19 protein-coding genes and 1 pseudogene are annotated in these 23,271 nt (G+C 70.8%); 4 read left to right on the top strand and 16 right to left on the bottom strand.

Translation table 11 applies throughout. From position 1 onward, the window contains the following. Nucleotides 1–11 precede the first annotated feature (11 nt). Entirely contained in the window at nt 12–1,019 is a 1,008-nt protein-coding gene (locus CP976_RS05905; protein ID WP_150479361.1) for a zinc-dependent alcohol dehydrogenase, read from the bottom strand. A gap of 110 nt (nt 1,020–1,129) precedes the next feature. Between CP976_RS05905 and CP976_RS05900 the strand changes: the two genes are divergently transcribed. Then, nucleotides 1,130–2,845, top strand: coding sequence for an IlvD/Edd family dehydratase (locus tag CP976_RS05900; protein ID WP_150479360.1), 1,716 nt, complete (start codon nt 1,130–1,132; stop codon nt 2,843–2,845). A gap of 20 nt (nt 2,846–2,865) precedes the next feature. On the opposite strand, the gene CP976_RS05895 is transcribed toward CP976_RS05900, so the two are convergent. Next, nucleotides 2,866–4,077, bottom strand: a complete 1,212-nt coding sequence (locus CP976_RS05895) for a cytochrome P450 (RefSeq protein ID WP_150479359.1) — start codon at nt 4,075–4,077, stop codon at nt 2,866–2,868. A 139-nt stretch (nt 4,078–4,216) separates the two neighbouring features. Here CP976_RS05895 and CP976_RS05890 point away from each other — a divergent pair, with 139 nt between their 5' ends. Then, the gene (locus tag CP976_RS05890) at nt 4,217–4,873 is read left to right on the top strand and encodes a TetR/AcrR family transcriptional regulator (protein WP_229876540.1); all 657 of its coding nucleotides are present in this window, start codon (nt 4,217–4,219) and stop codon (nt 4,871–4,873) included. Nucleotides 4,874–4,888: 15 nt separating this feature from the next. On the opposite strand, the gene CP976_RS05885 is transcribed toward CP976_RS05890, so the two are convergent. The 3 genes and pseudogenes from CP976_RS05885 to CP976_RS44460 form a co-directional block, all read right to left on the bottom strand. Next, the gene (locus CP976_RS05885) at nt 4,889–5,548 is read right to left on the bottom strand and encodes an FMN-binding negative transcriptional regulator (RefSeq protein ID WP_150479358.1); all 660 of its coding nucleotides are present in this window, start codon (nt 5,546–5,548) and stop codon (nt 4,889–4,891) included. Nucleotides 5,549–5,587: 39 nt separating this feature from the next. Next, the gene (locus CP976_RS05880; RefSeq protein ID WP_150479357.1) at nt 5,588–6,295 is read right to left on the bottom strand and encodes a B3/B4 domain-containing protein; all 708 of its coding nucleotides are present in this window, start codon (nt 6,293–6,295) and stop codon (nt 5,588–5,590) included. 93 nt (nt 6,296–6,388) lie between these two features. Continuing rightward, a pseudogene (locus CP976_RS44460) lies at nt 6,389–6,547 on the bottom strand (EamA family transporter); the annotation flags it as partial. Between the two features lie 191 nt (nt 6,548–6,738). Here CP976_RS44460 and CP976_RS05870 point away from each other — a divergent pair. After that, on the top strand, nt 6,739–7,323 hold the full coding sequence (locus CP976_RS05870; protein ID WP_150479356.1) for a helix-turn-helix domain-containing protein: 585 nt from the start codon (nt 6,739–6,741) through the stop codon (nt 7,321–7,323). An 87-nt stretch (nt 7,324–7,410) separates the two neighbouring features. Here the strand turns inward: CP976_RS05870 and CP976_RS05865 are convergent, their stop codons facing one another. The 10 genes from CP976_RS05865 to CP976_RS05820 form a co-directional block, all read right to left on the bottom strand. Next, nucleotides 7,411–8,400 carry a zinc-dependent alcohol dehydrogenase family protein gene (locus CP976_RS05865; protein WP_150479355.1) on the bottom strand — a complete coding sequence of 330 codons (990 nt, stop codon included), beginning with the start codon at nt 8,398–8,400 and terminating at the stop codon, nt 7,411–7,413. Continuing rightward, complete coding sequence (locus tag CP976_RS05860; protein ID WP_150479354.1) at nt 8,397–9,209, bottom strand: carbohydrate ABC transporter permease; 813 nt, start codon at nt 9,207–9,209, stop codon at nt 8,397–8,399. The genes CP976_RS05865 and CP976_RS05860 overlap by 4 nt, the downstream gene beginning before the upstream one ends. Continuing rightward, nucleotides 9,206–10,165 (bottom strand): carbohydrate ABC transporter permease, encoded by a 960-nt coding sequence (locus tag CP976_RS05855; RefSeq protein WP_150479353.1) that lies wholly within the window; start codon nt 10,163–10,165, stop codon nt 9,206–9,208. Before CP976_RS05855 ends, CP976_RS05860 begins: the two co-directional genes overlap by 4 nt. A 79-nt stretch (nt 10,166–10,244) precedes the next feature. Next, nucleotides 10,245–11,600, bottom strand: a complete 1,356-nt coding sequence (locus CP976_RS05850) for an ABC transporter substrate-binding protein (RefSeq protein ID WP_150479352.1) — start codon at nt 11,598–11,600, stop codon at nt 10,245–10,247. An 81-nt stretch (nt 11,601–11,681) separates the two neighbouring features. Next, nucleotides 11,682–12,443 (bottom strand): DeoR/GlpR family DNA-binding transcription regulator, encoded by a 762-nt coding sequence (locus tag CP976_RS05845; RefSeq protein WP_150479351.1) that lies wholly within the window; start codon nt 12,441–12,443, stop codon nt 11,682–11,684. 316 nt (nt 12,444–12,759) lie between these two features. Beyond that, a complete protein-coding gene (locus tag CP976_RS05840; RefSeq protein ID WP_150479350.1) occupies nt 12,760–13,818 on the bottom strand; it encodes a LacI family DNA-binding transcriptional regulator in 1,059 nt (352 codons plus the stop codon). A gap of 108 nt (nt 13,819–13,926) precedes the next feature. Next, nucleotides 13,927–15,924, bottom strand: a complete 1,998-nt coding sequence (locus CP976_RS05835; protein WP_150479349.1) for an acetoacetate--CoA ligase — start codon at nt 15,922–15,924, stop codon at nt 13,927–13,929. Continuing rightward, complete coding sequence (gene mhpA / locus CP976_RS05830) at nt 15,921–17,552, bottom strand: bifunctional 3-(3-hydroxy-phenyl)propionate/3-hydroxycinnamic acid hydroxylase MhpA (RefSeq protein WP_150479348.1); 1,632 nt, start codon at nt 17,550–17,552, stop codon at nt 15,921–15,923. Before mhpA ends, CP976_RS05835 begins: the two co-directional genes overlap by 4 nt. Before the next feature lie 33 nt (nt 17,553–17,585). Beyond that, the gene (locus CP976_RS05825; protein ID WP_150479347.1) at nt 17,586–18,524 is read right to left on the bottom strand and encodes a fumarylacetoacetate hydrolase family protein; all 939 of its coding nucleotides are present in this window, start codon (nt 18,522–18,524) and stop codon (nt 17,586–17,588) included. Continuing rightward, on the bottom strand, nt 18,521–19,666 hold the full coding sequence (locus tag CP976_RS05820) for a VOC family protein (protein ID WP_150479346.1): 1,146 nt from the start codon (nt 19,664–19,666) through the stop codon (nt 18,521–18,523). Before CP976_RS05820 ends, CP976_RS05825 begins: the two co-directional genes overlap by 4 nt. 134 nt (nt 19,667–19,800) lie before the next feature. Here CP976_RS05820 and CP976_RS05815 point away from each other — a divergent pair, with 134 nt between their 5' ends. Then, nucleotides 19,801–20,436 (top strand): TetR/AcrR family transcriptional regulator, encoded by a 636-nt coding sequence (locus CP976_RS05815; protein WP_150479345.1) that lies wholly within the window; start codon nt 19,801–19,803, stop codon nt 20,434–20,436. Between the two features lie 9 nt (nt 20,437–20,445). Here the strand turns inward: CP976_RS05815 and CP976_RS05810 are convergent, their stop codons facing one another. After that, complete coding sequence (locus tag CP976_RS05810; RefSeq protein WP_229876538.1) at nt 20,446–23,016, bottom strand: AMP-binding protein; 2,571 nt, start codon at nt 23,014–23,016, stop codon at nt 20,446–20,448. Nucleotides 23,017–23,271: the final 255 nt, after the last annotated feature.

Genomic DNA, 23,271 nt, shown 5'->3' with positions numbered 1-23,271 from the left:
ACTGCGGACCCTCAGGGTTCGACGTGGGTCTTGGGGCCGGGCCCGGAACCGGCCGGGCGCTCGCCGGCGAGGACGGGGCCCACCTCGTCCAGGCCGACGGTGGCGGCGACGAGCGGCCTGGGGTCGACCGATCCGGCGGCGTACGCCCGGATGGTGGCGTCGAGGCCGGGGGAGGCGGACAGGACACCCGTCGCGGTCACGTCCTTGAGGACGAGCGCGCGGGTGTCGATCCTGCTCGGCTCGCCGGCCAGCCCGATGTACACGAGGCGGCCCCCGGGTTCGACCAGTTCCAGGGCCATGTCCGGCAGCAAGGCGGCGTTCGAGGCGTCGACGGCCGCGTCGAAGGGCACGTCCGGTACGGAACCCTCCGTCCACACATGCTCGAAGCCCAGGGAGCGGGCGAAGGCGAGGGAGCTCTCGGTGGCGCCCATGAGGTGCACCTCGGCACCGGACGCGCGCAGGAACATCGCCACCAGCAGCCCGATCGTCCCCGGGCCCAGGACCAGGGCGCGGACCCCGGGCGCCGGCGCGGCGGCCCGGGCGGCGCGCAGGGCGTTGCCGCCGGGCTCGACGAGAGCGCCGAGCACGGCGTCGACGGAATCGGGCAGGGCGTGCAGCGAGGATGCCGGTACGGCGAGTTGCTCCGCCAGCGCGCCGGGCACACCCCCGCGGATGCCGACCTCCCGCCGCTGCTCGCACACATGCTGACGCCCGCGCAGGCAGCGGCGGCAGGAGCCGCAGCCGAGCATGGTGTCGCCCATGACACGGCGGCCGAGCCAGGCGGGATCGACACCGTCTCCGACCGCCGCCACCCGCCCGGCCCACTCGTGGCCCGGCCGCATCGGGTAGGTGGAGTGGCCTTGGTGGAGATAGGCCATCGCGCCGGTGAAGAACTCCGCGTCCGTGCCGCACACACCGACTCGCTCGACATCGACGACGACCTCACCGGGGCCGGCCACCGGCGCCGGAAGCTCCTGGACCTCGTACGCGCCGGGACCGGTCAGGACGAACGCGCGCATCACGCGACGGCTCACCACGGGCGTGACTCGCCCAGGCGGCAGGGCGGAGTCTGCTTATGCTTCATGAGTTCCGGAATCTAGACCGCTGAACCGTCCACCGGAAGGGCTCCATGGAGAGACTCCGCAGCGCGCAGTGGTACGAAGGACAGGACCGCAACGCCTACATCCACCGGGCATGGATGCGACGCGGCGTGCCCGGCGACGCCTTCAGCGGCCGGCCGCAGATCGCCATCGCCAACACCGCCTCGGACCTGACCCCTTGCAACGCGCATCTCGATGAGGTCGCGGCCTCGGTGCGCAACGGCGTGTACGAGGCCGGCGGCATCCCGCTGGACCTGCCCGTGGTGTCGCTCGGCGAGACCCAGGTGCGGCCCACCGCCATGCTGTGGCGGAACATGGCCGCGATGGCCACCGAAGAGATGCTGCGGGCCAACCCCATCGACGGCGTCGTCCTGCTCGGCGGCTGCGACAAGACGATCCCGTCACTGCTCATGGCCGCGGCCTCGGTGGACCTGCCCGCGGTCGTGGTCCCCGGCGGCCCGATGCTCAACGGCACCTTCCGCGGCGGCCTGCTGGGCTGCGGCACCGGCGTGTGGCAACTGTCGGAGGAGGTCCGCGCGGGCACGCTCTCCCAGGAACAGTTCACCCGCTCCGAGTCGGCGATGATCCGCAGCCGCGGCCACTGCAACACGATGGGCACGGCCTCGACGATGGCGCTGGTGGCGGAGGCGCTCGGCACGGTCGTCCCCGGTACGGCCGGGACCCCCGCCCCCGACAGCCGACTGCTGGAGGCCGCGCACCGCACCGGCCGGCTGGCGGTGGACATGGTGGGCGCCGACCGGCGGCCCGCGACGTTCCTGACCGAGGCGTCCTTCCGCAACGCGATCGTGGCACTGGCCGCCATCGGCGGCTCGACCAACGCCGTCGTCCATCTCCTGGCCGTCGCGGGCCGGTTGGGCATCGACCTGTCGCTCGACGACTTCGACCGCATCGGCTCCCGCGTGCCGGTCCTGGTGGACCTCCAGCCGGCCGGCCGCTTCCTCATGGAGGACTTCCACCGCGCCGGCGGCCTGCTCGCCGTCCTGCGCGAGGTGCGCGACCTGCTCGACCCCGACGCGCTGACCGTCACCGGCAGGCCGCTCGCCCACTACCTCGACGACGCCGAGATCTGGGACGGCGAGGTCATCCGCACCCGCACCCGGCCGCTGGTCGCCGAGGGCGGCATCGCGGTCCTGCGCGGCAACCTCGCACCCGACGGCGCCCTCGTCAAACCTGCCGCCGCATCCCCGCACCTGCTCCGGCACCGGGGCCGGGCCGTCGTCTTCGACAGCATCGAGGACTTCCGCGCCCGTGTCGACGACCCCGGACTCGACGTCGACGCCGACTCCGTCCTCGTGCTGCGCGGCTGCGGCCCCAAGGGTTATCCGGGCATGCCCGAGGTCGCCAACATGCCCCTGCCGAAGAAGCTCCTCGCCCAGGGCGTCCGGGACATGGTCCGGGTCTGTGACGGGCGGATGAGCGGCACCGCGTACGGCACGGTCGTCCTGCACGTGGCTCCCGAGGCCGCGGCCGGCGGCCCCCTCGCCCTCGTACGGACCGGGGACGTCATCATCCTCGACGTCGAGGCCCGCCGTATCGACGTCGACGTGCCGGACGGCGAACTCGCCCGCCGGGCCCCCGACCAGGCCACCGTCACGGGCTTCGCCGCTCCCCGGCGCGGCTGGGAACGCCTCTACGTCGACCACGTCCTCCAGGCCGACACCGGAGCCGACCTCGACTTCCTCGTCGGCTCCAGCGGCTCCGAGGTGACCCGTGAGTCGCACTGACACCAGATCACCTCGGGGGTTCACCACGTCACGGGCAGCTCCGTGACGCCACCGGTGAGGGTGGTGCGCACCTCCAGTTCGTCCAGCTCCTTGCCGAGCCGCAGACCGGGCAGGCGGCGGGCCAGCGTGGCGAACACGATGCGCAGCTCCACCCGGGCCAGGCTCGCGCCGATGCAGAAGTGCACGCCGTGGCCGAATCCGAGGTGGGTGCGTTCCGGGCGGTCGGGGTCGAAGGTCTCGGCGTCGGTGTAGACGGAGGAGTCGCGGTTGGCGGAGTTGACCGACAGGATCACAGCGTCGCCGCGCCGGATGGTGACACCGGCGACCTCGACGTCGGTGTGCGCGTACCGCAGCAGCCCGAGGTCGCCGGGCGCGCCCAGGCGCATGATCTCCTCGACGGTGGCGTTGACCCGGCCGTCGGGGTCGGCGGTCAGTGCCCGCCACTGGCCGGGACGCGTGAGCAGGAAGAGCGTGCCCAGGCCGATGCGGTTGACCGTGGTCTCGTGGCCGGCGAACAGCAGCCCGACGCAGAGCTGGATCATGTCGGCGTAGTCGTAGTCCTCGTCGGTGCTCTGCGCGCGGACGAGGTCGGAGATCACGTCCTCGCCCGGCCGCGCTCGCTTGGTCTCGGCGAGAGAGGTCATGTACTCGTTGAACTCGTCCCGCGCCCGGTGGGCTTCGTCGCCGATGGTGTAGTCGGACATGCGCTCCGACAGCGAGGCGAAGCGCTCACGGTCGCTCTCGGGCACCCCGAGCAGCCGGCAGATGACGGCGACCGGCAGCGGGAAGGCCAGCCCGGCCTGGAGGTCCACGACCCGGTCGGGGGCGGCGGCGTGCTCGGTGATCAGCCGGTCGACGCACGTGTCGACCAGGTGCTGGACGTGGTCGGAGAGCATCCGCATCCGCTTGGCCGAGAACGCCGGGGTCAGCAGCCGGCGCATCCGCGTGTGGTCGGCCTCCTCGGTCTCGTAGGTGCCCGTGGGGCCGTCCAGGACCGCGGCGGACGTCAGGCGCGACGCCCGTTCCGGCTCGGGGTGGGAGCGGCCGAGACGCTTGTCGCCGAGCAGGTCGCGCACCTCCTCGAAGCGGGTGACCAGCCAGGCGGGGTCCCCGGCCGGTGTGGTGACCGGCGTGACCGGCGCCTCGCGGCGCAGTACGTCGTACAGCGGCGCGAGGTCGAGGACGTTCGGCCTCGGGAAGGGCAGTTGCTGTCGCTCGGCGGTCACGCTCATGGCGCTCCTCCTGTGATCTCCGCATGCGATCTTCGAGCCGCCCCGACCGTAGCAGTTTGTTGGCAGTAACTGTCATTAAAGTTTCGGTCAGTCGTCTCCCCTGTCGCCCGCGTGTTTAGATCGCCTGATGGAGGACCTCATGGTGGACAGCGGTCGTGCACCCCGCCGGGGCCGGCCGCCGGTGAGCGACGAGCAACGCGGGCGGCAGCGCCTCGACATCTCCCGCCACGCGGTCCGGCTGTTCGCCGAGCAGGGCGTGGCCGCCACCTCCGGCGAGCAGATCGCGCGGGCCGCCGGAGTCTCCGAGCGCACGCTGTGGCGCTGTTTCCCCACCAAGGAGAGCTGCGTCGAGCCGCTGCTCACGAAGATGCTCGACGCCTTCCGGACGGTCCTGCACGCCTGGCCGCCCGGAGTCGGCCTGATCGAGCACCTGCGCACGGCCTACCAGCCCGTCCTCGACTCCTCGTCCGGCGAGGACGTCGAGGCGGTTCTCGCCGTGGTCCGCATGACCCATGACGAACCCGCGCTGCGCGCCGCCTACCTCGTGCTCCGGGAGCGCGCGGAAGAGACGTTCACCGAGGTGCTCGCCGAACGCATGGGCATGCCGCCCGCGACGTTCGAGGTGCGCGTGCAGGCCGCCACCATGAACGCCGTGCTCAAGGTGGCGGCCGACGAGTTCGCCCGTGAGACGGTCGGCCGGGGCATCACCCCCGAGGTGCTGAAGGATCACCGCGAACAACTCGCCCACGCGCTCGGCCTCGTCACCAGGAGACTCTCGGGCACAGACGTCGGCTGAGGAGCTCGTAGCGGTTCAGCGCTCTCGACGACCGGCCTCGGCGGCGTGCGGGTTGTGGGCGCGTACCGCTGCCGCGACCGCGGCGTCGTCGGCCCGGTCGCGCGCTTCGAGGCCCGCGGCGACGCCCTCGATGTTGCTCTGCGGCTGGTTCTGGCTGAGCTTGAACTTGGCCTCGACACGGCTGATGACCACCTCGACGCCGACGATGGCGCGCAGTTGCCGCTCGACGAACTTCGCCGGCGCCTGGTCGACGGACCAGGGCTCGGCGCGCCCGGCTTCGTGCCGGTCGGTCAGTCGGCGTATCCGGCTCTCGATCCAGGCCGGGTCGTCGTGCACGACCAACTGCCCGTACACGTGCGCGGTGATGTAGTTCCAGGTCGGCACCACCCGGTGGTGCTCCTCCTTGGCCGGGTACCACGACGGCGTCACATAGGCCTCGGGCCCGCGCACGATCACCATGGCCTCGCCCTGCACCGGCCGGCGCCACTGGTCGTTGCCGCGCGCCATGTGGCCGATCAAGGCGCCGTGTTCGCCGGCGTCCGGGTCGTACTCGAAAGGCAGCAGGGTGGCCACGAGACCCTCAGGGGTCATGGTGATCAGGTCGGACGCGCCCTGGTTCGCCAGCAGGTCACGGACCGCGGCCTCGTCGGGGACGAAGTGCTTGGGGAGGTACATGGGCTGCCTTTCGCGCGGGCGGTGGTCCTGGACAGAAGCTCAGACGGTGGCCCGGGGCTCGGCCGGGCCGAGGAAGTACACGGCGGTCTGCGCGGCATGCGGGGCGAGCAGGCCCCGCAGCTCCTCCGCCGCGACCTTGAGGAGGTCGCCGTCGTGCGTGGCGCGGAGGGTTTCGAGGACGAAGGCGACGTGCGTGGAGTCCTCGGTGACGCGGGTGCGGTGGGCGTCGCGGTGGTTCCAGTGGCGTGTCAGGACGCCGGTGGTGTCCGCGTAGATGATCTCGCCGGACTTGGGGTGCTCGACGGTGTCGGGTTCGCCCAGCGGTGTGAAGGACTCGGTGCCGTCGGCGTAGCGGATGGTGACGTCCCCGGTGACGTGGGCCAGGTCGAAGGCGCCGGCGGGCAGGCCGTGGCGGACGGAGACGGCGTTGTAGGAGTCGACGGCCGGGTTGATGCGCGGCAGCGTCCCCTTCTTGGCGAGGCGGCGGCCGAGCGCGTCGACGCTGGGGCGGATGCGGCGGGGGTTGGTGCCGAAGGAGCGGTAGGCGGTGTGCCAGGTTTCGATGCGCGGGTCGGTCTCGTCGGCGGGCTGCCAGGTGCCGTCGGCGAGTTGCCGCTCCAGGTCCTCCGCGGCCGTGGCGGTGTGGGGCCAGGAATCGTGGCCGCGCAGGCCGGTGGCGGTGACCAGGGCGATGAGGGTGTCGGGGAAGGCGTCCGCGACGGCGGGGGTGAGGTGGAAGGCGGGCATGGCGGATTTTCCGTTTCTCGCGTCGGGGCGGGCCTTGGTTCGGTGATGCACAGGTGCGGGGCCGCTCAGGTCAGGGGTGCGGAGCCGCTCATGTCAGGGCAGCAGGCCGACCGCTACGGCGGCGGTGCCGAGCCCGACGAGCCGCCCGCGGTGGATCCGTTCCGCGAGCACGCCGCGGGCCGGCAGGACCGTACCGGCCGGGTGGAGGGCGGTGATCACGGCGACGACGGCGAGGTCTCCGCGCGCGCCGAGCCCGCGCCGTAGCCGCCGGGGAAGTCGGCGCATCCGTGGGCGAGCGAGCTGCCCAGGGCCAGCAGCAGAGCGATCACAGGACATCCCTTACCATTCAGTGGAACGACCAGACCGTACAACAGAACGACCGCCCGGTGTCAACCAAACGACCGGACGGTGCAGCCGAATGTTCCAGCGAGGATGGTGATCAGGTGGCCGAGACAGCCGCAGCCCTGCGGACGGTCGCGCACAACGTCAGGGCGGCCCGCATCCGCGCGGGCCTCACGCTGGAGGAACTCAGCCGGCGCGCCCAGGTCAGCAAGGGCGCCCTGGTGGGACTGGAGAAAGCCCAGGGCAATCCCAACCTGGCCACCCTGGTCCGGCTGGCCGACACCCTCGGCATCTCGGTCTCCGCCCTGATGCAGGGATCGCCCGAAGGCCGCGTCCGTGTCGTGTCCGCCGAGGCCGTGGCCCCCCTGTGGACCGGAGAGTGCGGCGGCGAGGCCCGGCTGATGCTCACGACGTCAGGACCGGCGCCGGTCGAGGTCTGGCGCTGGCGCCTGGAACCCGACGAGGAGTACCCCAGCCACCCCCACCAGGCCGGAGTCGTGGAAACCGTCAGCGTCACCTCCGGACGGATGACCCTGATCGTCGATGGCACCGAGCACACCGTCGAGGCGAGCCAGACCGCCACGTTCGACGGCGACACCCCGCACACCTATCGCGGCGCGGGCACGGAGACCTGCCACCTGATCATGACGGTCCATCTGCCGCCCGGCCCCGCCCCGGCGAGCTGACCCGCAGGGGCGGCGGCCGGTCGCGCTCGCGGTCCTACGAGAAGCCGGGCTCAGGGTCCGCGAACCTCATCCGTCACTCCAGTGGGGTCAGGGCAGTACGACGATCTTGCGTCCCTGGCCGGCCGCGAACTGTTCCAGTGCCTGCGGGTACCGGGCCAGCGGAAGCCGGTGGCTGATGAACACCCGCGGATCGAGTACTCCGGCGGCGAAGAGTTCCGCCGCGCGTTCGTAGCTGTGCAGTACCGCCATGGAACCGGTGATGGTGATCTCCTGGTTGTAGATCCGGTACGGCGAGACGGTGGCCGTCGTGGCGTAGTCGGAGACCCCGAACTGCAGGAACGTACCGGCCTTGGCGACCCGCTCCAGGCCGTCCTGGATGGCGGCGGCGTTGCCGGTCGCGTCGACCACCACGTCCCAGCCGCCCGGCTGCCCCAACTCCTCGGCCGACAGCGCCGTGCGGGAACAGCCCAGCTTCCCGGCCGTCGCCAGCCGCTCCGGGTTGACGTCGACGACATCGATCGAGGCGGCACCGGTGCGCTTGGCCAGCTCCAGCATCATCAGGCCCATCGTGCCGCTGCCGTAGATCAGCACATGGGAGCCGAGTCTGCTGTTGAGCACGTCGTAGCCGCGCACGGCACAGGACAGCGGCTCGATCAGTGCCGCGTCCTGGACGTCCACGTGGTCCGGCAGCCGTACGCAGTTCGCGACCGGCGCCACGGCGTACTCGGCGGCGCCACCGGCCACGGTCACGCCGATCGCCTGCCAGCGGTCGCAGAGGTTGTTGCGCCCCACCCGGCAGTAACGGCACTCGTTGCAGTACAGCGAAGGGTCCACGGCAACCCGGTCGCCGATGGCGAGTTCGGTCACCTCGCTGCCGAGGCCCACGACCTCCCCGGCGAACTCGTGCCCCGGCACGACCGGCAGGGTCGGTGCGAACTCGCCATGAAGGATGTGCAGATCGGTCCCGCACAGCCCGCAGGCCGCCACCTCGACCACGACCTCGCGCGGCCCGGGAGTGGGGTCGGGCACAGTGGTGACGGTGACCTTGCCGGGGGCCTCGATGACAGCGGCTTTCACTTGACTGCTCCTAGGGACAGGCCGCGCACCAGTTTGTCCTGGGCGGCGAAGCCGGCGATGAGGACCGGCAGGGAGACCAGGGTGGCGGCGGCGCAGAGCCGGGCGAGGAAGAGGCCTTCGTTGGTGATGAAGCCGACCAGGAAGACGGGGGCGGTGGACGCCTGGGTGGCGGTGAGGTTGACGGCGAACATGAACTCGTTCCAGCTGAAGATGAAACAGATCAGCGAGGTGGCGGCGAGTCCGGGCAGGGCGATCGGCGCGACGACCCGCCACAGGACGGTGAGCAGGTTGGCTCCGTCGACTTCGGCTGCTTCGAGGATTTCTTTGGGGACTTCGGCGAGGAAGGAGCGCATCATCCAGACCGCGATCGGCAGGTTCATCGCGGTGTAGAGGACGATCAGGGTCCAGACGTTGTCCAGCATCCCGGCGTCCTTGACGATCAGGTAGACCGGCAGCAGGGCCGCGATGGCCGGGAGGAACTTGGTGGACAGGAAGAAGAACATCACGTCGGTCCACTTCTCGACCGGCTTGATGGACAGGGCGTAGGCCGCCGGCACCGCCAGGGCGAGCACCAGCAGTGTCGAAATGACGCTGGCCATGGCGGAGTTGAGGAGGAAGGGGGTGATGTCCCGGCTGAACAGTGTTTCGTACTGGTCGAAGGTGAACGGGGCGAGGGGGCTGGGCGGGTTGGTCGCGGCGTCGGCCTCCTGGTGGAAGGAGGTCAGCACCATCCAGGCCACCGGTGCGAAGAACGCCAGGGTGGCGAGCCAGGCGACGAAGGTCCACAGGGGCGTGAGCCGGGCGGTCATCGGGACACCTCCTGGCGGAACAGCGACGCGATGGTGCGCAGGGCGAAGGTCGCGATGACGATCGAGCCGAGAACCACGACGACTCCGGCGGCGGCCGCTTCGCCGTACTCGTACTTGCGGAACATGGTCAGGTAGATCTCGTAGGGCAGGTTGGTCGTCCGGGAGCCGGGGCCGCCCTGGGTGATGGTGTAGACGGCGTCGAAGGTCTGCACGACGTAGATCGTGCCGAGCAGGATGCCCAGTTCGAGGTACTGGCGCAGGTGGGGCAGGGTGATGTGGCGGAAGGTGGCCATGGCCGAGGCTCCGTCGACGCGAGCCGCCTCCAGCACGTCACCGGGCTGGGCCTGGAGGCCGGCGAGGATGATGAGCATCATGAACGGGGTCCACTGCCAGACCAGGGAGACCACGACGGCCGGCATCGGGTACGTGGACACCCAGTCGACCGTCGGACCGTGGTCGGCTCCGAAGAACCGGTAGAGGGTGTTCAGGGTGCCGTTGAGCAGTCCGTAGTCGGGGTTGTAGATGGCGTGCTTCCACAGCAGTGACGCCGCGACCGGCATGACGAGGAACGGTGCGATGAGCATCGTGCGGGCCAGTCCGCGGCCGGGGAAGCGGCGGTCGAGCAGCACGGCCAGGCCGAGACCGAGGAGCACGCTGATCAGCACCACCGAGGCGGTGAGGACGACGGTGTTGAGCACCGCGGTGCGCAGCCGTTCGTCGGTGAAGACGAACGTGTAGTTGGACAGGCCGGTGAAGTGCCTCTCGCCCGGCCGCAGGATGTTCCACCGGAAGGTGGAGATGACGAGCGTGGCCACGAAGGGCAGTTGCGTGACGACGATCGTGAAGATCAGCGCCGGCAGCAGCGGGATGCGGCGCCGCCACTTGTCGACGCCGGAGGGCGTCCGTGGGCCGGCGGGCGGCGGTGCGGTCCTGGGTGGAGTGGTGAGCGTGGTCATGGGTGTTTCCTCTGCCGGTGACGGCCGGGGTGGGGAAGTGGTGCCCGGCCGGCCGGGAGCGCCGACCGGGCCGTGAAGGTCACTTCTGGTAGTTCTTCGCGACCGTCTCGGCGAGCTTCTGGCCGTCGTCGAGCGCCTGGTCCACGCTGGTCCTGCCGGCGATGGCGGCGGAGATCTCCTGGGTGACCTTGGTGCCCAGGTCCTGGAACTCGGGAATGGCCACGTACTGGACGCCCACCGTCGGCCGCGGCTGGGTGCCGGGGTCGGCCGGGTCGGCTCCCTCGATGGACTTCAGGGTGATGTCACCGAAGGACGCGGCGGCCTTCCGGTACTGGGGTATGTCGTAGGTGCTGGCCCGCTTGCCGGCCGGGACGCGCGCCCAGCCGAGCCTCTCGCCGACGAGCTTCTCGTACTTCTTGCTGGAGGCCCACAGCATGAACTGCGAGGCGGCGTCGGCGTTCTTCGTGGTCTTGGGCATGGCCCACGCCCAACTCCACAGCCAGCCACTGGACTTGGTCTCGGCGGTCGGCGCGTAGGCGTACCCGACCTTGCCGGCGATCTTGCTGGAGCTGGGGTCTTCCAGTGACCCGGCCGCGCTGGTCGCGTCGTACCACATCGCGACCTTCTTCTGGCTCATGGCGTTCAGGCACTCGGTGAATCCGGCCTGCGGGGCTCCCGCCTCGCCGTGCTCGCGCACCAGGTCGACGTAGAAGTTGGTCGCCTTCTTGAACGCCGGGCTGTTGACCTGGGCCTTCCAGTCCTTGGTGAACCAGGTGCCGCCGAAGGTGTTGACCATGGTCGTCAGCGGCGCGCCCAGCTCGCCCCAGCCGGCCAGCCCCCGCAGGCAGATACCCCGCATGCCCGGTTCGGCGCCGTCGACCTCGGCCGCGATGTCGGCGATCTGCTGCCAGGTCGGCCGTTCGGGCACCGTGATGCCCTTCGCCTGCATGACGTCCTTGTTGTACATGAGGAAGGACGACTCGCCGTAGAAGGGCAGGGCGTAGAGCTTGCCGTCGGAACCCGACAGGGACGTGACCATGGGCTTGAGAAGGTCGGCCTTGTCGAAGCTCGCGTCCTTGTCGGCGTAGGAGCCGAGTTCGTGCAGCCAGCCGTTCTTCTCCCAGATGGGCACCTCGTAGGCGCCGATGGTGGCGACGTCGTACTGGCCGGCCTGAGTGGCGACGTCCTGGGTGACCTTGTCACGCAGCTCGTTCTCGGGCAGGACGGTGAAGTTCACCTTGATGCCGGTGTCCTTGGTGAAGGAGTCCTTGGTCAGCTTCGCGATGTCCTCCATCTGCGGGTTGCCGACCATCAGCACGTTGATGCTCTTGCCGCCGCCGGAGGCCGAGGTGCCGCCCGCCCCGCTACAGGCGACCAGTACCGAGCCGGCGGCTGTGGCGGTGACGAGTGCGTGGACCATTCTTCGTGTGCGCATGACTGACTCCAGGGGATGGTTGAGGGCATGGGGAACGCAGGCCCCGGCCTCGCGGGGTGCGACGGGGAGATGGATCGGGCCTCAGGCCCGGATGACTTCGGGGCCCAGCAGTGAGTAGCGCTGTGCTTCGGCGGCGGGGAGTCCGGCGTCGGTGACGATCGCCTCGAACTCCGCGACGTCCGCGAAGCGGCAGAAGCTCACGGCACCGAATTTGGTATGGACGCCGGAGAACACGCGGCGTCGGGCGGCCCTCATGACCTGGGCCTTCACTGCGCTGACCGCGGGTTCGGGCGTGGTGAGTCCGTGCTCGCGGGAGATGCCGTTCGCGCCGACGTACGCCAGGTCGATGACGAAGCAGGACAGCATGCGGACAGCCCATGGGGCGACCGTGGCCGGCGTCCCGCCGCGGACACGGCCACCGAGGAGCAGCACGGTGATGTTCTCGGCGGAGGCCAGGTCGCCCGCGGTGGCGAGCGAGGAGGTGACCACGGTCAGTGGCCGGTCGCGGGGGAGCGCGGCGGCGATGAGCTGAGGTGTGTAGCCCTCGTCGACGAACACCGTCTCGGCGTCCCCGAGCAGTTCGGCCGCGGCGGCCGCGATCCGGGACTTCTCGGGGACATGCATGGTGGTACGGAAGGCGAGCGTGGTCTCGAAACCCGCGCTCTCCACGGCGTGGGCACCGCCGTGTGTACGCCGGACCAGCCCGTGCCCCTCGAGCCGATTGAGATCCCGCCGCACTGTCTCCTTGGAGACCCCGAGGTCGGCGGCGAGCTTTCCGACGTCCACGGATCCGGAACGGCGGGCCGATTCCAGTATTCCCCGTCTTCGTTCCTCGGCGTCCACGGCGACACCTTCCTTCCACGGCTCCGGGGCGTCGTGACCGCGCCCGCACATGTCCGGAGCCCGGCCCGTTCGGCCTCCAGTGGCCAAATTTCTACAAGGCGTTCGCCCGTACTGACCAGGTTCGTCGTAGAGCGGTTCGTGACCGAATCTGCCCGCTCTTCGGAGGGTGGAGCCCCTGGTTGATGAGGGGGATCGCCTTGCGGCACAGGAGCCGCTGCCCGCTTGTCGGCCCGGGTTTGTCCGGTCGCTGCCCACTTTTACGGAAGGATCCGGACACGAGGCCGGGCTGAACACTGACTTTCGGCCACCGGCAAGCTCAGGGAGAGGGGAGAGAACCTCGCTCCGCCGGTGGGGCCGTGGTCCGGCGTGGCACGAGTGTGGGGGAGAGGACGACCCGGGTCGTGGGTCGCCGGCGGTCGGTGATGCGGTCGAGGAGGAGGCGGACGGCGCTGTGGCCCATCTCGTGGCCTGCCTGGTCGACGCTGGTGAGTGAGATGGGGCCGAGTGCGGCGAAGGTGGTGTTGTCGTATCCGGCGACGGAGATGTCGTCGGGGACGGACAGTCCGGCTTCGGTGACCGCTTCGAGTACGCCCATGGCGGCGATGTCCGCTCCGGCGAAGACGGCGGTCGGGCGGTGGGGGCGGGTCAGCAGTTGTTTCGCGCCCTGGTAGCCGCCTTCCTGGGTGTAGCTGGTGGAGACGACGTCGGTCCATCGCTCCAGGCCGTGTGCTCGCATGGCCTGGCGGTAGCCGTCGGCGCGCCGGGCGTTGGGCATGTCGGCGAGGCGTGCGGGGTCCGTGTCGTGGTGTTCGATGTGGGCGATCCGGCGGTGCCCGAGGCCGGCGAGGTGGCCGACGATCAGGGAGGCGCCCTCGACGTCGTCGTCCACCACCGTGTCGTACAGGTCGGAGGTGCCGTGCCGGCCGATGACGACGGTCGGCACGGCGGAGGCGATGTGTTCGAGGCGCTCCCGCGTGGAGACGGGGGCGACCAGGATGATGCCGTCCATGCCGCGGTCGATCATGGCCTCGGTGACCTGGGCTTCGGCCTGCTCGCCGTTGCAGCCCGGTCCGAGGAACACCTGGTACTCGGTGTCCTCCAGCGCGTCCGTGATGCCGTCGAGGATCTCGGGGAAGAAGGGGTTGCGGATGTCGGGCAGCATCACGCCGAGGGTGAAGGTCTGCCCGCGCAGGCCCCGGGCGCCGGCGTGGGGACGGTAGCCCAGTTCGTCGATCGCCTGACGGACCTTGGCGCGCATCGCGGGGCTGGCGCCGTAGGCGCCTCGCAGGACCTTGGACACGGCGGTGGTGGACACCTGGGCGTGTCGGGCGACGTCGACGATGGTGACTCTGCGACGTCGTGCCGGCGGTTCCATCCGGGCCCTGCCTTTCCGGGAAACGTTGCCGCCGAGTGTATGCCGGGCCTCTTGACCGCACTCAGGCCACTTTCTAGGGTCTGGCCACACCCTGCAGACACTGTGCTCTCACGCCTCGGTGCTCCTCCGACCGCGGCGGTCGGCTCCGAGACGGGCGTAGTAGCCGACGAGTTCCGGGGCGTCCACCGTGGCGGGATCGACGACCTGCTCGGCGGGCGCGCCCTGGAGGAGGCGCTTCACCGGCACTTCGAGTTTCTTGCCCGTGCGGGTGTGGGGGATGGCAGGCACTTCGAGGATCTCGTCGGGGACATGGCGCGGTGAAGCGCCGGTGCGGATCGCCTCCTTGATCTTCTCGCGCAGGCCGTCGTCCACCGTCACCCCGGCCGCCGGAACCACGAAGAGGGGCATCCAGTAGCCGCCGTCGGGTTCCTCCGCGCCGATGACCAGCGCCTCGCTGATCTCCGGGAGGCGTTCGACGGCGTCGTGGATGTCGCCGCTGCCGAGGCGTACGCCGTTGCGGTTGAGGGTGGAGTCGGAGCGGCCGTGGACGATCACCGAGCCGTGCCCGGTGACCGTGATCCAGTCGCCGTGCCGCCACACCCCGGGATACGAGGAGAAGTAGGCGTCCCGGTAGCGGCTGCCGTCGGGGTCGTTCCAGAAGCACAGCGGCATGGACGGCATCGGGCGCGTGACGACGAGCTCGCCGACCTGGCCGACGACCGGGGAGCCCTCGGCGTCGTAGGCGGCCAGGGCGACGCCCAGGTTGGGAGCCGACAGTTCCCCCGCCCAGACGGGGGTCGTGGGCGCGCTGCCGGCGAAGCCGGAGACGATGTCGGTGCCGCCGCTGGTGGATGCGAGCAGGACGCCGTCGCCGACGTGGTCGCGGACCCAGGGGTAGGCGGAGGCCGGAAGGGTGGATCCGGTGCAGCCGACGACGCGGATCGTCGACAGGTCGTGCACCGAGGGGTCGATGCCGAACTTGGCCATGGCCAGGAGGTATTGGGGACTGGTGCCGAAGACCGTGACGCGGTGGCGGGCCGCCAGTTCCCACAGGACGTCGGGGTGGCCGAGCGGGGCCGGGCTGCCGTCGTAAGTGCACGTGGTGGCGCCGGTCAGCAGTGTGGAGGCGACCAGGTTCCACATCATCCAATGGGTGGTGGTGTACCAGAGGAGGCGGTCGCCGGGGCCGAGGCCGGAGTGCAGGCCCAAGGTTTTCAGGTGCTCGAGCAGGACGCCGCCGTGGCCGTGCACGATGCCCTTGGGCAGGCCGGTGGTACCGGACGAGAAGACGACCCACAGGGGATGGTCGAACGGTACGGCGGCACAGGAGAGTTCTTCCGAGCGGGTGGAGGCGTCCTCCCACGGCACGACCAGCGACGGGTAGGCCCGCGAGGGCCACGGCAGGCCCACGTGGTCCACGAGCAGGGTGGCCTTCAAGGCCGGCAGGGCGTGGGCGAGTTCGAGTGCGGCCTCGCGGCAGTCGTGCGCGGTGCCGTTGAAGAGGTAGCCGTCGGCGGCGATCAGGACGGTGGGTTCGAGCTGGGCGAAGCGGTCGGCGGCGGCCTTGGGGGAGTAGTCCTGGCCGCATACCGACCAGACCGCGCCGAGACTCGCGGCGGCGAGGAAGGCGACGATCGCGTGCGGGGTGTTGGGGAGATATCCGACGACCCGGTCGCCCGCTCCCACGCCCAGGTCGCGCAGGGTGGCGGCGACGGAAGCGACCTGGGAGCGCAATCGCTTCCCGGTCACTTCGTACCCGGAACCGGTCTCGTCCAGGGCGACGATCGCCACCTCGTCGTCCGCGAGGTCGCGCAGCGCGTGGTGGGCGTAGTTGAGGGTGGCGCCGCGGAACCAGCGGGCACCCGGCATCCGCTCCTCGGCCAGCACACGCTCGTACCGGCTGTCCGCGTCGATGTCGAAGTACTCCCACACCGCACTCCAGAAGCCCTCCAGATCGGTGACCGACCAGCGGTGCAGGGCGGCGTAGTCGGCACCGGCCTGCACGCCCCGGTGCCGGGCCGCCCAGTGGGCGAAGTCCATGATGCGGCTGGCGGCTGCCGCCTGCGGATCAGGCGTGTGGAAAGGGGCCGGATGCGGTGCGTTCATGGCGTCGTGCTCCTCAGCAGGCTCTTCTCAACGGTCCGTTGGGAAGGAAAAGGGCTTCGTGTGGTGTGCAGCAGGGACGCCCAGCCGGCCGTACCCCTGAATTCGCGACCGCCGGGCCGTACGACGTCCATCACGACGCGATCCGGCCGCAGCAGCACGGCGTCCGCCCGCCCCTCGCGCAGCCAGCCGCTGAGCCGGCCGTCGTCGCCGAGGCCGGCCACGGACAGGACCCGGGCACCGAGGCCGTCGGCGACCGCCGTCAGCGAGGGGGAGAGCGATACGGCGGTCAGGACGGCGAAGGAGTCCCCGAGCAGCTCGTCGAGGCGGGCGGGCCGCCCGTCGACGCTCACCCAGGGCTGCGGGCAGAAGCCGCCTGTGAGACAGCGTCCGCCGAGGCGGAGACGGCGTGGTACGAGCGGCCCGGCGGTCAGTGCCGGGCTGAGGTCACGGGCAGCAGCCGTGGCCAGGCCGGGGACGCGAACAGCCGCGCCCAGGGCGCCGCGGCGGATCGCCGCGGCGCCGTCCTGGCCACCGGTCATGGCCCAGCCCATGGCGACCGCGAGCCGGATCACATGGCGGGCGTGGGGCTTGCGTTCGCCCTCGTACGTCTCCAGCAGGCGCTCCGGCGCGCCTTGCCGGAGGAAGCGGGCGAGCTTCCAGCTCAGGTTGTAGGCATCGCGCAGGCCCGAGCACAGCCCCTGGCCGATGAACGGCGGGGTGAGGTGCGCGGCGTCGCCGAGGAGGAAGACCCGCCCCCGACGCCAGCGATCGGCGATGCGGGCCCGGAAGGTGTACTGCGCCTGCCGCACCAGCTCGAAGTCGCCGCCGTGCGGGAGATCCACCCACGGAGCGATCAGCTCCCTGAGTCGTTCGTGATCCGGTTCCGAGTCGTCCGGGAGGCGGAACTCCCAGCGGTAGCGGTCCTCGCTGACGCGCATGAACGTCGCCGGCCGCTGCGGATCACAGATCTGTTCGACGCCTTCCCAGCAGCGGACGGGGAGGCTTGTGCGCACGTCGACGACCGTCCAGCGTTCCTCGAAGCGCAGGTCCTCCCATACGGCGCCGATGGCGTCGCGGGTGAGGCTGTTGGCGCCGTCGCAGCCGAGGACGGCGTCCGCCCGCACCAGGCGTTCGCCCTCGTCGTCGCGGTAGGTCACGCGGACCGGGCCGTCGTCGTCCTGCTCGACGCCGACGACTTCGACGCCGCCGCGCAGCTCGCACTCAGGGGCGCGGGCCAGTGCGGTGCGCAGCACCCGCTCCAGTTCGGGTTGGTCGAACATACTGGTCTGCGGGAAGCCGTGCGCTCCCTGGGTGGCCCGCGGGAACTCGGCCAGCACTCGGTGCCGGGCGTCCAGCAGCCGCAGCCCCCGTGCCGGGCGGGCGATCGCGGCGAACTCCTCCTGCACCCCTGCCGCCTGGAGAATGCGGCGGACCTCGTCGTCGGTGGCGACGGCGCGCGGAAGGGAGTAGACGTCGTGGTGACGTTCGAGGACGAGAGTCCTCACACCACGCCGGGCGAGCAGGAGGGCGGCGGTCACGCCCACGGGCCCGGCTCCGACGATCACCACGGGTACGTGTCCCGCTCCGGGCGCGGTCTCCCGTGGTCCGGCGGTTTGGTCGACGGTCATGTGCGGCTCGCTTCGGGTATCGGTTCGCGTCGGTCAGGTCGCGTCGGTCACGGGGGTGCGCTGCTCACCGAGATCGATGCGTCCGTCCGGTGTGGCGATGGTGGCGGTCATGAGGTCGCCGGCGTGCAGGTAGTGCGGGTTGCGGGCCTGGCTCTTGAAGAACGCCTTCCATTTCGCGGCGGGCGGCAGCAGCGAGCCGATCTTCTCGACGGCCTTGGGCGGGGCCTTCAGTGCGGTGCCGCCGGGAGTGCCGGTCAGCAGCAGGTCGCCGGGATCGAGGACCTGGAAGCGGGCGAGCAGTGTGAGCGCCTGCGCCGGGCGGACGATCATGTCGGCGAGGGTGCGGTCCTGACGCGGATCGCCGTTGACCGACAGCTTCAGCCGCAGATCCGGGAGATGGGCGAAGTCCTCCGGCTCCAGCAGCGCCAAGTACGGCCCCGTCGGCGTGAAGCCGGGGTACGACTTGCTCTCGTAGAACTGGGTCTTGGTCAGCTGGACGTCCCGAGCGCTGACGTCGTTGGTGATCACGAGTCCGGCGACGTACGACGGCAGGTCCCGCTCCTCGACGACGGTGCCGACCGGGAGGGGGCTGCCCATGACCAGGCCGAGCTCGATCTCGTAGTCCAGGAACCTCACATGGGAAGGCCGGACGACGGCGGCGTGCGGGCCGCTGACCGAGCCGGACGCCTTGCGGAAGAAGGTGGGCGGAATCTCGCCGGTGAACCCCGAATCACGGGCGTGGCTGCGGTAGTTGACCATCTGGGCCACCACGCGGCAGGGGGTGGTGACCGGGGAGAGCGCCACCAGGTCGGCCACCGGGGTGCCCGTCGCGCCGCTCGCGGCGGCCTCCCGGACGGCGTCGCGGTCGGTGAGAAGGCCGGCGGTGGTGACAGCCTCGGTGTCGATACGGACGGCGCGCGTGTCGCGCACCACCCACCACCCGTCGGCGGTGCGCAGGACGTTGGTGCTCATGAGTTCATCGCTTTCAGCAGGCCCAGGAGCCGGGCCGGGTCGAGTTCGTTGTCGCCGCGCAGGGCATGCAGCACCTCGCGGACCTTGGCGGGAGACGGATGCGCGCCGAGGAAGTCGCGGGTGGCCGGTGGCCCCCATTGCGCGAGGCCGCTCGCGGACATGGGCGACCAGCCGGGTTCGACGTCGCAGGAGAAGAGATCGCCGTCGGCGAAGTGCTCCAGCATGAAGCGGTCCGGGTCCCGCCAGTAGTCGAAGAGCTGGCTGCCCTGGATGTGCCGGCCGATGCCCCAGCTGCGCTGATAGCCACGCTCGGCGAGGTACTCCCCGCCCGCCGCGATCGCGTCCAGGTCGGTGACCTGGTAGGCGGAGTGGACATAGCCCGTCCCCGGCCCGAGATGCATCGCCAGCGTGTGGTGGTCCACCGCGACGCCTCCCTGGTCGCAGCGGATGAACGCCATGACCGGGCCGCGCTCGCGCTGACCGTCCAGGAAGTGGAAATCGCTGACGATCATGCCGAGGGTGTCCAGGTACCAGTCCAGGGCACGGGCGAACACCTGCGTCTGAAGCACCACGTGACCCAGCCGCTGGATCCGTGACGGCTCGCGCGGCGGGCGCTGGGTGACGTTCGTACGACGGTGATGCGTCCCGAAGTTGAGCAGGAGCGGCCGCTGTTCGGGCAGCGCGCGCAGCTCCTCGGCACGGTGTACGACCCGTACGGGGAAGCCGGACGGGTCGAGCAGGTCGACCACCTTGCCGCCGCCGGGCGCGTCGACGTCCCGCACGTCGGAGCCGGTCGCGCGGGCCAGCCGGTCCAGGTCGGCCCGCTCCGCCGCGCGGAACACCGGGCCGATGAAACGGGACGCGGGGCCGCGCCGGATCACCGTGCAAGGCGAGCCGGCGAACGTGCCCCGCAGCCACAGCGCGCGCTCACTGCGGGCGGCGATCCCGAAACCGAAGTCACGCGCGAAGACCTCCGCGCGGTCGAGGTCGGGCTTTTCGAACTCCAGCCAGGCCAGGTCGGCCACCTTGATCAGCGGATTGCGGGAGCGCCCGGGGTGTTCGCCGCGCAGGGCGCCCTGTTCGCTGTGGAGATCCTGGTGGGCTGTTCTGACGTCGGTCCCGCCGACGCGTGTTTTGGACACGGTGCCTCCCAGCGCATTGCCATAATGATGAAATCATCATGTCTGAGGAAACCATCGTCAAGGGTTTCGTCTGAGCCACCTGATGAATCCATCAGAAATGCGATCCTCATCGTCGCCGTTGCTAGACTCACCGCATGCCGACCTCAGCTCCGCCCAGCAACCGCTTCGAACGGCGCCGTGCCGAGACCCGCCAGTCGCTCGTTCGTGCGGCCCGGCAGATCCTGGCCGACACCGGGGACACCGGCGCCAGCATCCAGGCGATCGCGGAGCGCGCGGACGTGGGTTTCGGCTCCTTCTACAACCACTTCGCGTCGAAGGCGGAGCTCTTCGACGCGGCGGTGGTGGACGCGCTGGAGGAGTTCGGTCAGGCCGTCGACGAGCACCTGCGGGAGACCGAGGACCCGGCCGAGCTCGTCGCGGCGGGCTTGAGGCTCAGCGCGCGGATGGTCGACTCCCACCCGGAGCTCATGCGGGTACTGCGCCACCGCGGACTCGGCCACATCCACTCCGACCGGGGGCTGGCCCCCCGAGCCCTGCGTGACCTGGAACGAGGCGTCGCCGAGGGCCGGTTCGTCGCCGTCGACCCGACCGTCGCCCTGTCCGCGCTGGGCGGGTCCCTGCTGTCCCTGGTGGAGCTGAGGTTCGCCCGCCCCGAGCTCGACGCCGACGAGACGGCCGCCGGCCTGGCGGAGATGATCCTGCGCATGCTGGGGGTCCCTCCGGACGACGCCCGCGACATCGCCCGTCGCCCCCTGCCCGACCTGGTCTGAGGTCTGCCGTTACAGCGACCGGACCGTCCGCGTCACCCGGGTCACGACCGCCGCGTAGCCGATGCCGACGGCGAGGGAGGCGAACAGGGCGGTGAGCGGGAAGTCCTCCTGGAGATAGGGGTAGACCTGGTAGTGCGTCAGGTAGATGTAGAGGGAAGCGCTCGCCAGGACGCCGGCGAGTGCGTTGAGCGGCCTGAGGCTGGGCAGGGTCGGCACCCAGATCAGCAGCGCCAGGCCGGCGATCACGAGGGTCGTGCGCAGGGGCTGGTCCTGGAACAGGCCGGGCAGGGTGAGCAGCAGCAACCCCGTCAGCAGCACGCGTCGGCGTACGGTTGCGGCTCGCGCCGCCGCCCACCCCAGGGTGAACAGCCAGAAGACCACCGTGGGGCTCAGCTGGGGACGGGCGGACGCCAGGCCCAGCAGGTCGTAGCGGCCGACCAGGCCGACGGCCGTGAGGGCCAGCGGCACGCCGAACGCGTACCGCCGCTCCAGCCGGTCCAGCAGCGGCACGGCCAGGAGGGCGGCGAGGACGACGAGGAAGTAGACCAGGGCCTCCACGAACCAGTAGGCCCAGTCGAACCGGTCGTTCCCCTGGTCGAGCAGGCTGTTGAGCAGCACCGCGTTGGCCGGGTCGTAGAAGTCCGTCAGGAGTACCGCGCCGGTGATCCACACCATGCTCGGTATCGCGATGCGGGCGATACTGCGCCCCATGTGCCGCAGCCGTTCGCGGCGTTCGGCGCCGGTCAGCTGGAAGCGGGCGAAGTTGTACCCGGCGACGCAGATGAGGATGTGGGCGAAGCCCTTGATCTCGAAGACCTGGACGTGCGAGCCGACGATGAGGACGATCCCGACGGCGCGCAGGGCGATGCCGGTCTCCAGAGTGCGGCGGGTCCGCCAGGAATGCGGGGTGGTCCAGGAGCGCAGTGCCCCGCGCAGTCCCGGCGCCGGGCGGGCCCGCTTCGGCTCAGGCCGCTCGTCCTGTCCTTCCGTTCGCTCCGGCGCCGGTGCCGCCATGGCCCGCAGCTCGCGGATCGTTGCCCTGTGCCAGTCGGTGGGCAGGCGGCCCAGGGCTTCTTCCAGGCGCAGCGACATCTCGACGTAGCACAGTGAGTCACCGCCCAGGCCGGCGAAGCTGCTGTCCTCGGTGACGTCGGTGTGGTCGAGGATCTCCGTGTAGAGATCGAGGAGATCCTGGCCGGTGCCGGGTGGTGCCTCCTGGGCGGGCCGCGTCAACCGCCGTACCGCCTCGTAGTCGGGCTTGCCCGTGGCCAGGCGGGGGAGTCGGTCGAGGACCCGGACCCGTACGGCGCGGGAGGGGAGCCCGCACTCCTCCGCGACCAGCCGCCGGATCCGCGCCTGTTCCCCGGCCCGCCCGAGTGCGGCCACCGCGAGCGCCTCCCCGTCCCCAGCGCAGTACGCGGTGATCCCGTGCTCCTCCAGCAGCGACTCGACGCGCTGCGGGTCGATCCGCAGCCCCAGGATCTTCGCGAAGCGGCTGCGGCGGCCCACGATCTCGTACAGCCCGTCGGGCGCACGCCGGGCCAGGTCCCCGGTGCGCAGTTCTTCCACTGTGCGGCCGAGGGCGAGGTCGGCCGGGCTCTCGGCGTATCCGAGCATCACGTTCGGTCCGGAGTAGAGCAGTTCACCGACGTCCGGACCGTGGCCGTCCGTCGGCAGCAGCCGGAACGAGCCGCCGGGTATCGGTACGCCGACGGCCTCGGGGCGCTCCGCGGCGAGCTGCGGCGGGAGGTAGGCCATGCGGGCCGTGGCCTCGGTCTGGCCGTACATCACGAACAGCTGCCAGCCCGAACGGCGACCCGACTCGGCGTAATGGGCGACGCGTTCGGGAGCGAGCCGGCCCCCCGCCTGGGTGACGCGGCGCAGCCGCGGCAGCTCCATGTGCGCGAAGCCGATCCGGTCGAGCAGGTCGAAGGTGTACGGCACGCCGGCCAGCGAGGTGCCGCGTCCGGCGCGGAACTCGTCCCAGAAGGCCGCCTCGGACACCGACCGCTCGGTGAGGATCAGCCCGGCTCCGCGCAGCAGATGGCTGTGGATGACGGACAGGCCGTAGCAGTAGTGCATGGGCAGCGTGGTGGCCGCCCGGTCGGTGTCGTCGATGCCGAGGTACGTGGCGATGGATTCGGCGTTGGCCTGAAGGTTCTCGTGGGAGAGCCGCACCAGCTTGGGCGAGCCGGTGGAGCCCGAGGTGCTCAGCAGCAGCGCGAGGTCCGGGTGGAGGGCGTGGACGCCGGTGCGGTGCCTTTCGGTCAGGGTCCAGGTCCCGTCGGCCTCCGGGCAGGCCACGACGTCGGGCGCGTACGCCTCCGTCAGCGAGCGGATCGTGCTCTCGTTGTCGCCGGGGACGAGCAGGACCGGGTGTCCGGCGGACAGGGCGGCCAGATACGTGACGAGCGCGTCGACGCGGTTGGCCCCGGCCAGCAGGACCAGCCGCCGGACGGACCCGAGGCGTTCGGCGGTGCCGGCGACCCGCTCGGCCAGCTCACCGTACGACAGCTCTCCCTCCGGCGTGATGAGCGCGACGCGGTCGCCGTAGGCCGCGAGTTCACGCGCGAAGGGCACGCCGTTCGGTCGCAGAGGCCGAACAGGCCGCACGGGCAGCAGACGCACGGGAGACGGAGCCGGGAAGGGCTCGGAGGGGTGGAGCACGGGGCGCGCCCTTTCCGCGGCAACGTCCGCTTTCAGCACAGAACCCTTGACGTTTAGGTAACCCTTACCTTATTCATAGCAGGGTCATAATCAAGCCACAGAAGAATCACAGGTTCCTCTTCGCCCTCGCCGCCACCGACGTGGCCGGCGGCGGCACCGAGGCGAACC

This window comes from Streptomyces coeruleorubidus, from assembly GCF_008705135.1.
GTDB lineage: Bacteria > Actinomycetota > Actinomycetes > Streptomycetales > Streptomycetaceae > Streptomyces > Streptomyces coeruleofuscus.
The sequence above is the reverse complement of the archived record's forward strand: the minus strand, read 5'-3'. Positions and strand labels throughout refer to the sequence as shown.

Bases quoted from the DNA above. Each gene is read 5' to 3' on its own strand.
- mhpA (WP_150479348.1), bottom strand. From the start codon at position 17,552: ATGACCGTCGACCAAACCGCCGGACCACGGGAGACCGCGCCCGGAGCG.
- CP976_RS05840 (WP_150479350.1), bottom strand. From the start codon at position 13,818: ATGGAACCGCCGGCACGACGTCGCAGAGTCACCATCGTCGACGTCGCC.
- CP976_RS05825 (WP_150479347.1), bottom strand. From the start codon at position 18,524: ATGAGCACCAACGTCCTGCGCACCGCCGACGGGTGGTGGGTGGTGCGC.
- CP976_RS05850 (WP_150479352.1), bottom strand. From the start codon at position 11,600: ATGCGCACACGAAGAATGGTCCACGCACTCGTCACCGCCACAGCCGCC.
- CP976_RS05895 (WP_150479359.1), bottom strand. From the start codon at position 4,077: ATGAGCGTGACCGCCGAGCGACAGCAACTGCCCTTCCCGAGGCCGAAC.
- CP976_RS05835 (WP_150479349.1), bottom strand. From the start codon at position 15,924: ATGAACGCACCGCATCCGGCCCCTTTCCACACGCCTGATCCGCAGGCG.
- CP976_RS05815 (WP_150479345.1), top strand. From the start codon at position 19,801: ATGCCGACCTCAGCTCCGCCCAGCAACCGCTTCGAACGGCGCCGTGCC.
- CP976_RS05880 (WP_150479357.1), bottom strand. From the start codon at position 6,295: ATGCCCGCCTTCCACCTCACCCCCGCCGTCGCGGACGCCTTCCCCGAC.
- CP976_RS05905 (WP_150479361.1), bottom strand. From the start codon at position 1,019: ATGCGCGCGTTCGTCCTGACCGGTCCCGGCGCGTACGAGGTCCAGGAG.
- CP976_RS05890 (WP_229876540.1), top strand. From the start codon at position 4,217: ATGGTGGACAGCGGTCGTGCACCCCGCCGGGGCCGGCCGCCGGTGAGC.
- CP976_RS05885 (WP_150479358.1), bottom strand. From the start codon at position 5,548: ATGTACCTCCCCAAGCACTTCGTCCCCGACGAGGCCGCGGTCCGTGAC.
- CP976_RS05860 (WP_150479354.1), bottom strand. From the start codon at position 9,209: ATGACCGCCCGGCTCACGCCCCTGTGGACCTTCGTCGCCTGGCTCGCC.
- CP976_RS05855 (WP_150479353.1), bottom strand. From the start codon at position 10,165: ATGACCACGCTCACCACTCCACCCAGGACCGCACCGCCGCCCGCCGGC.
- CP976_RS05900 (WP_150479360.1), top strand. From the start codon at position 1,130: ATGGAGAGACTCCGCAGCGCGCAGTGGTACGAAGGACAGGACCGCAAC.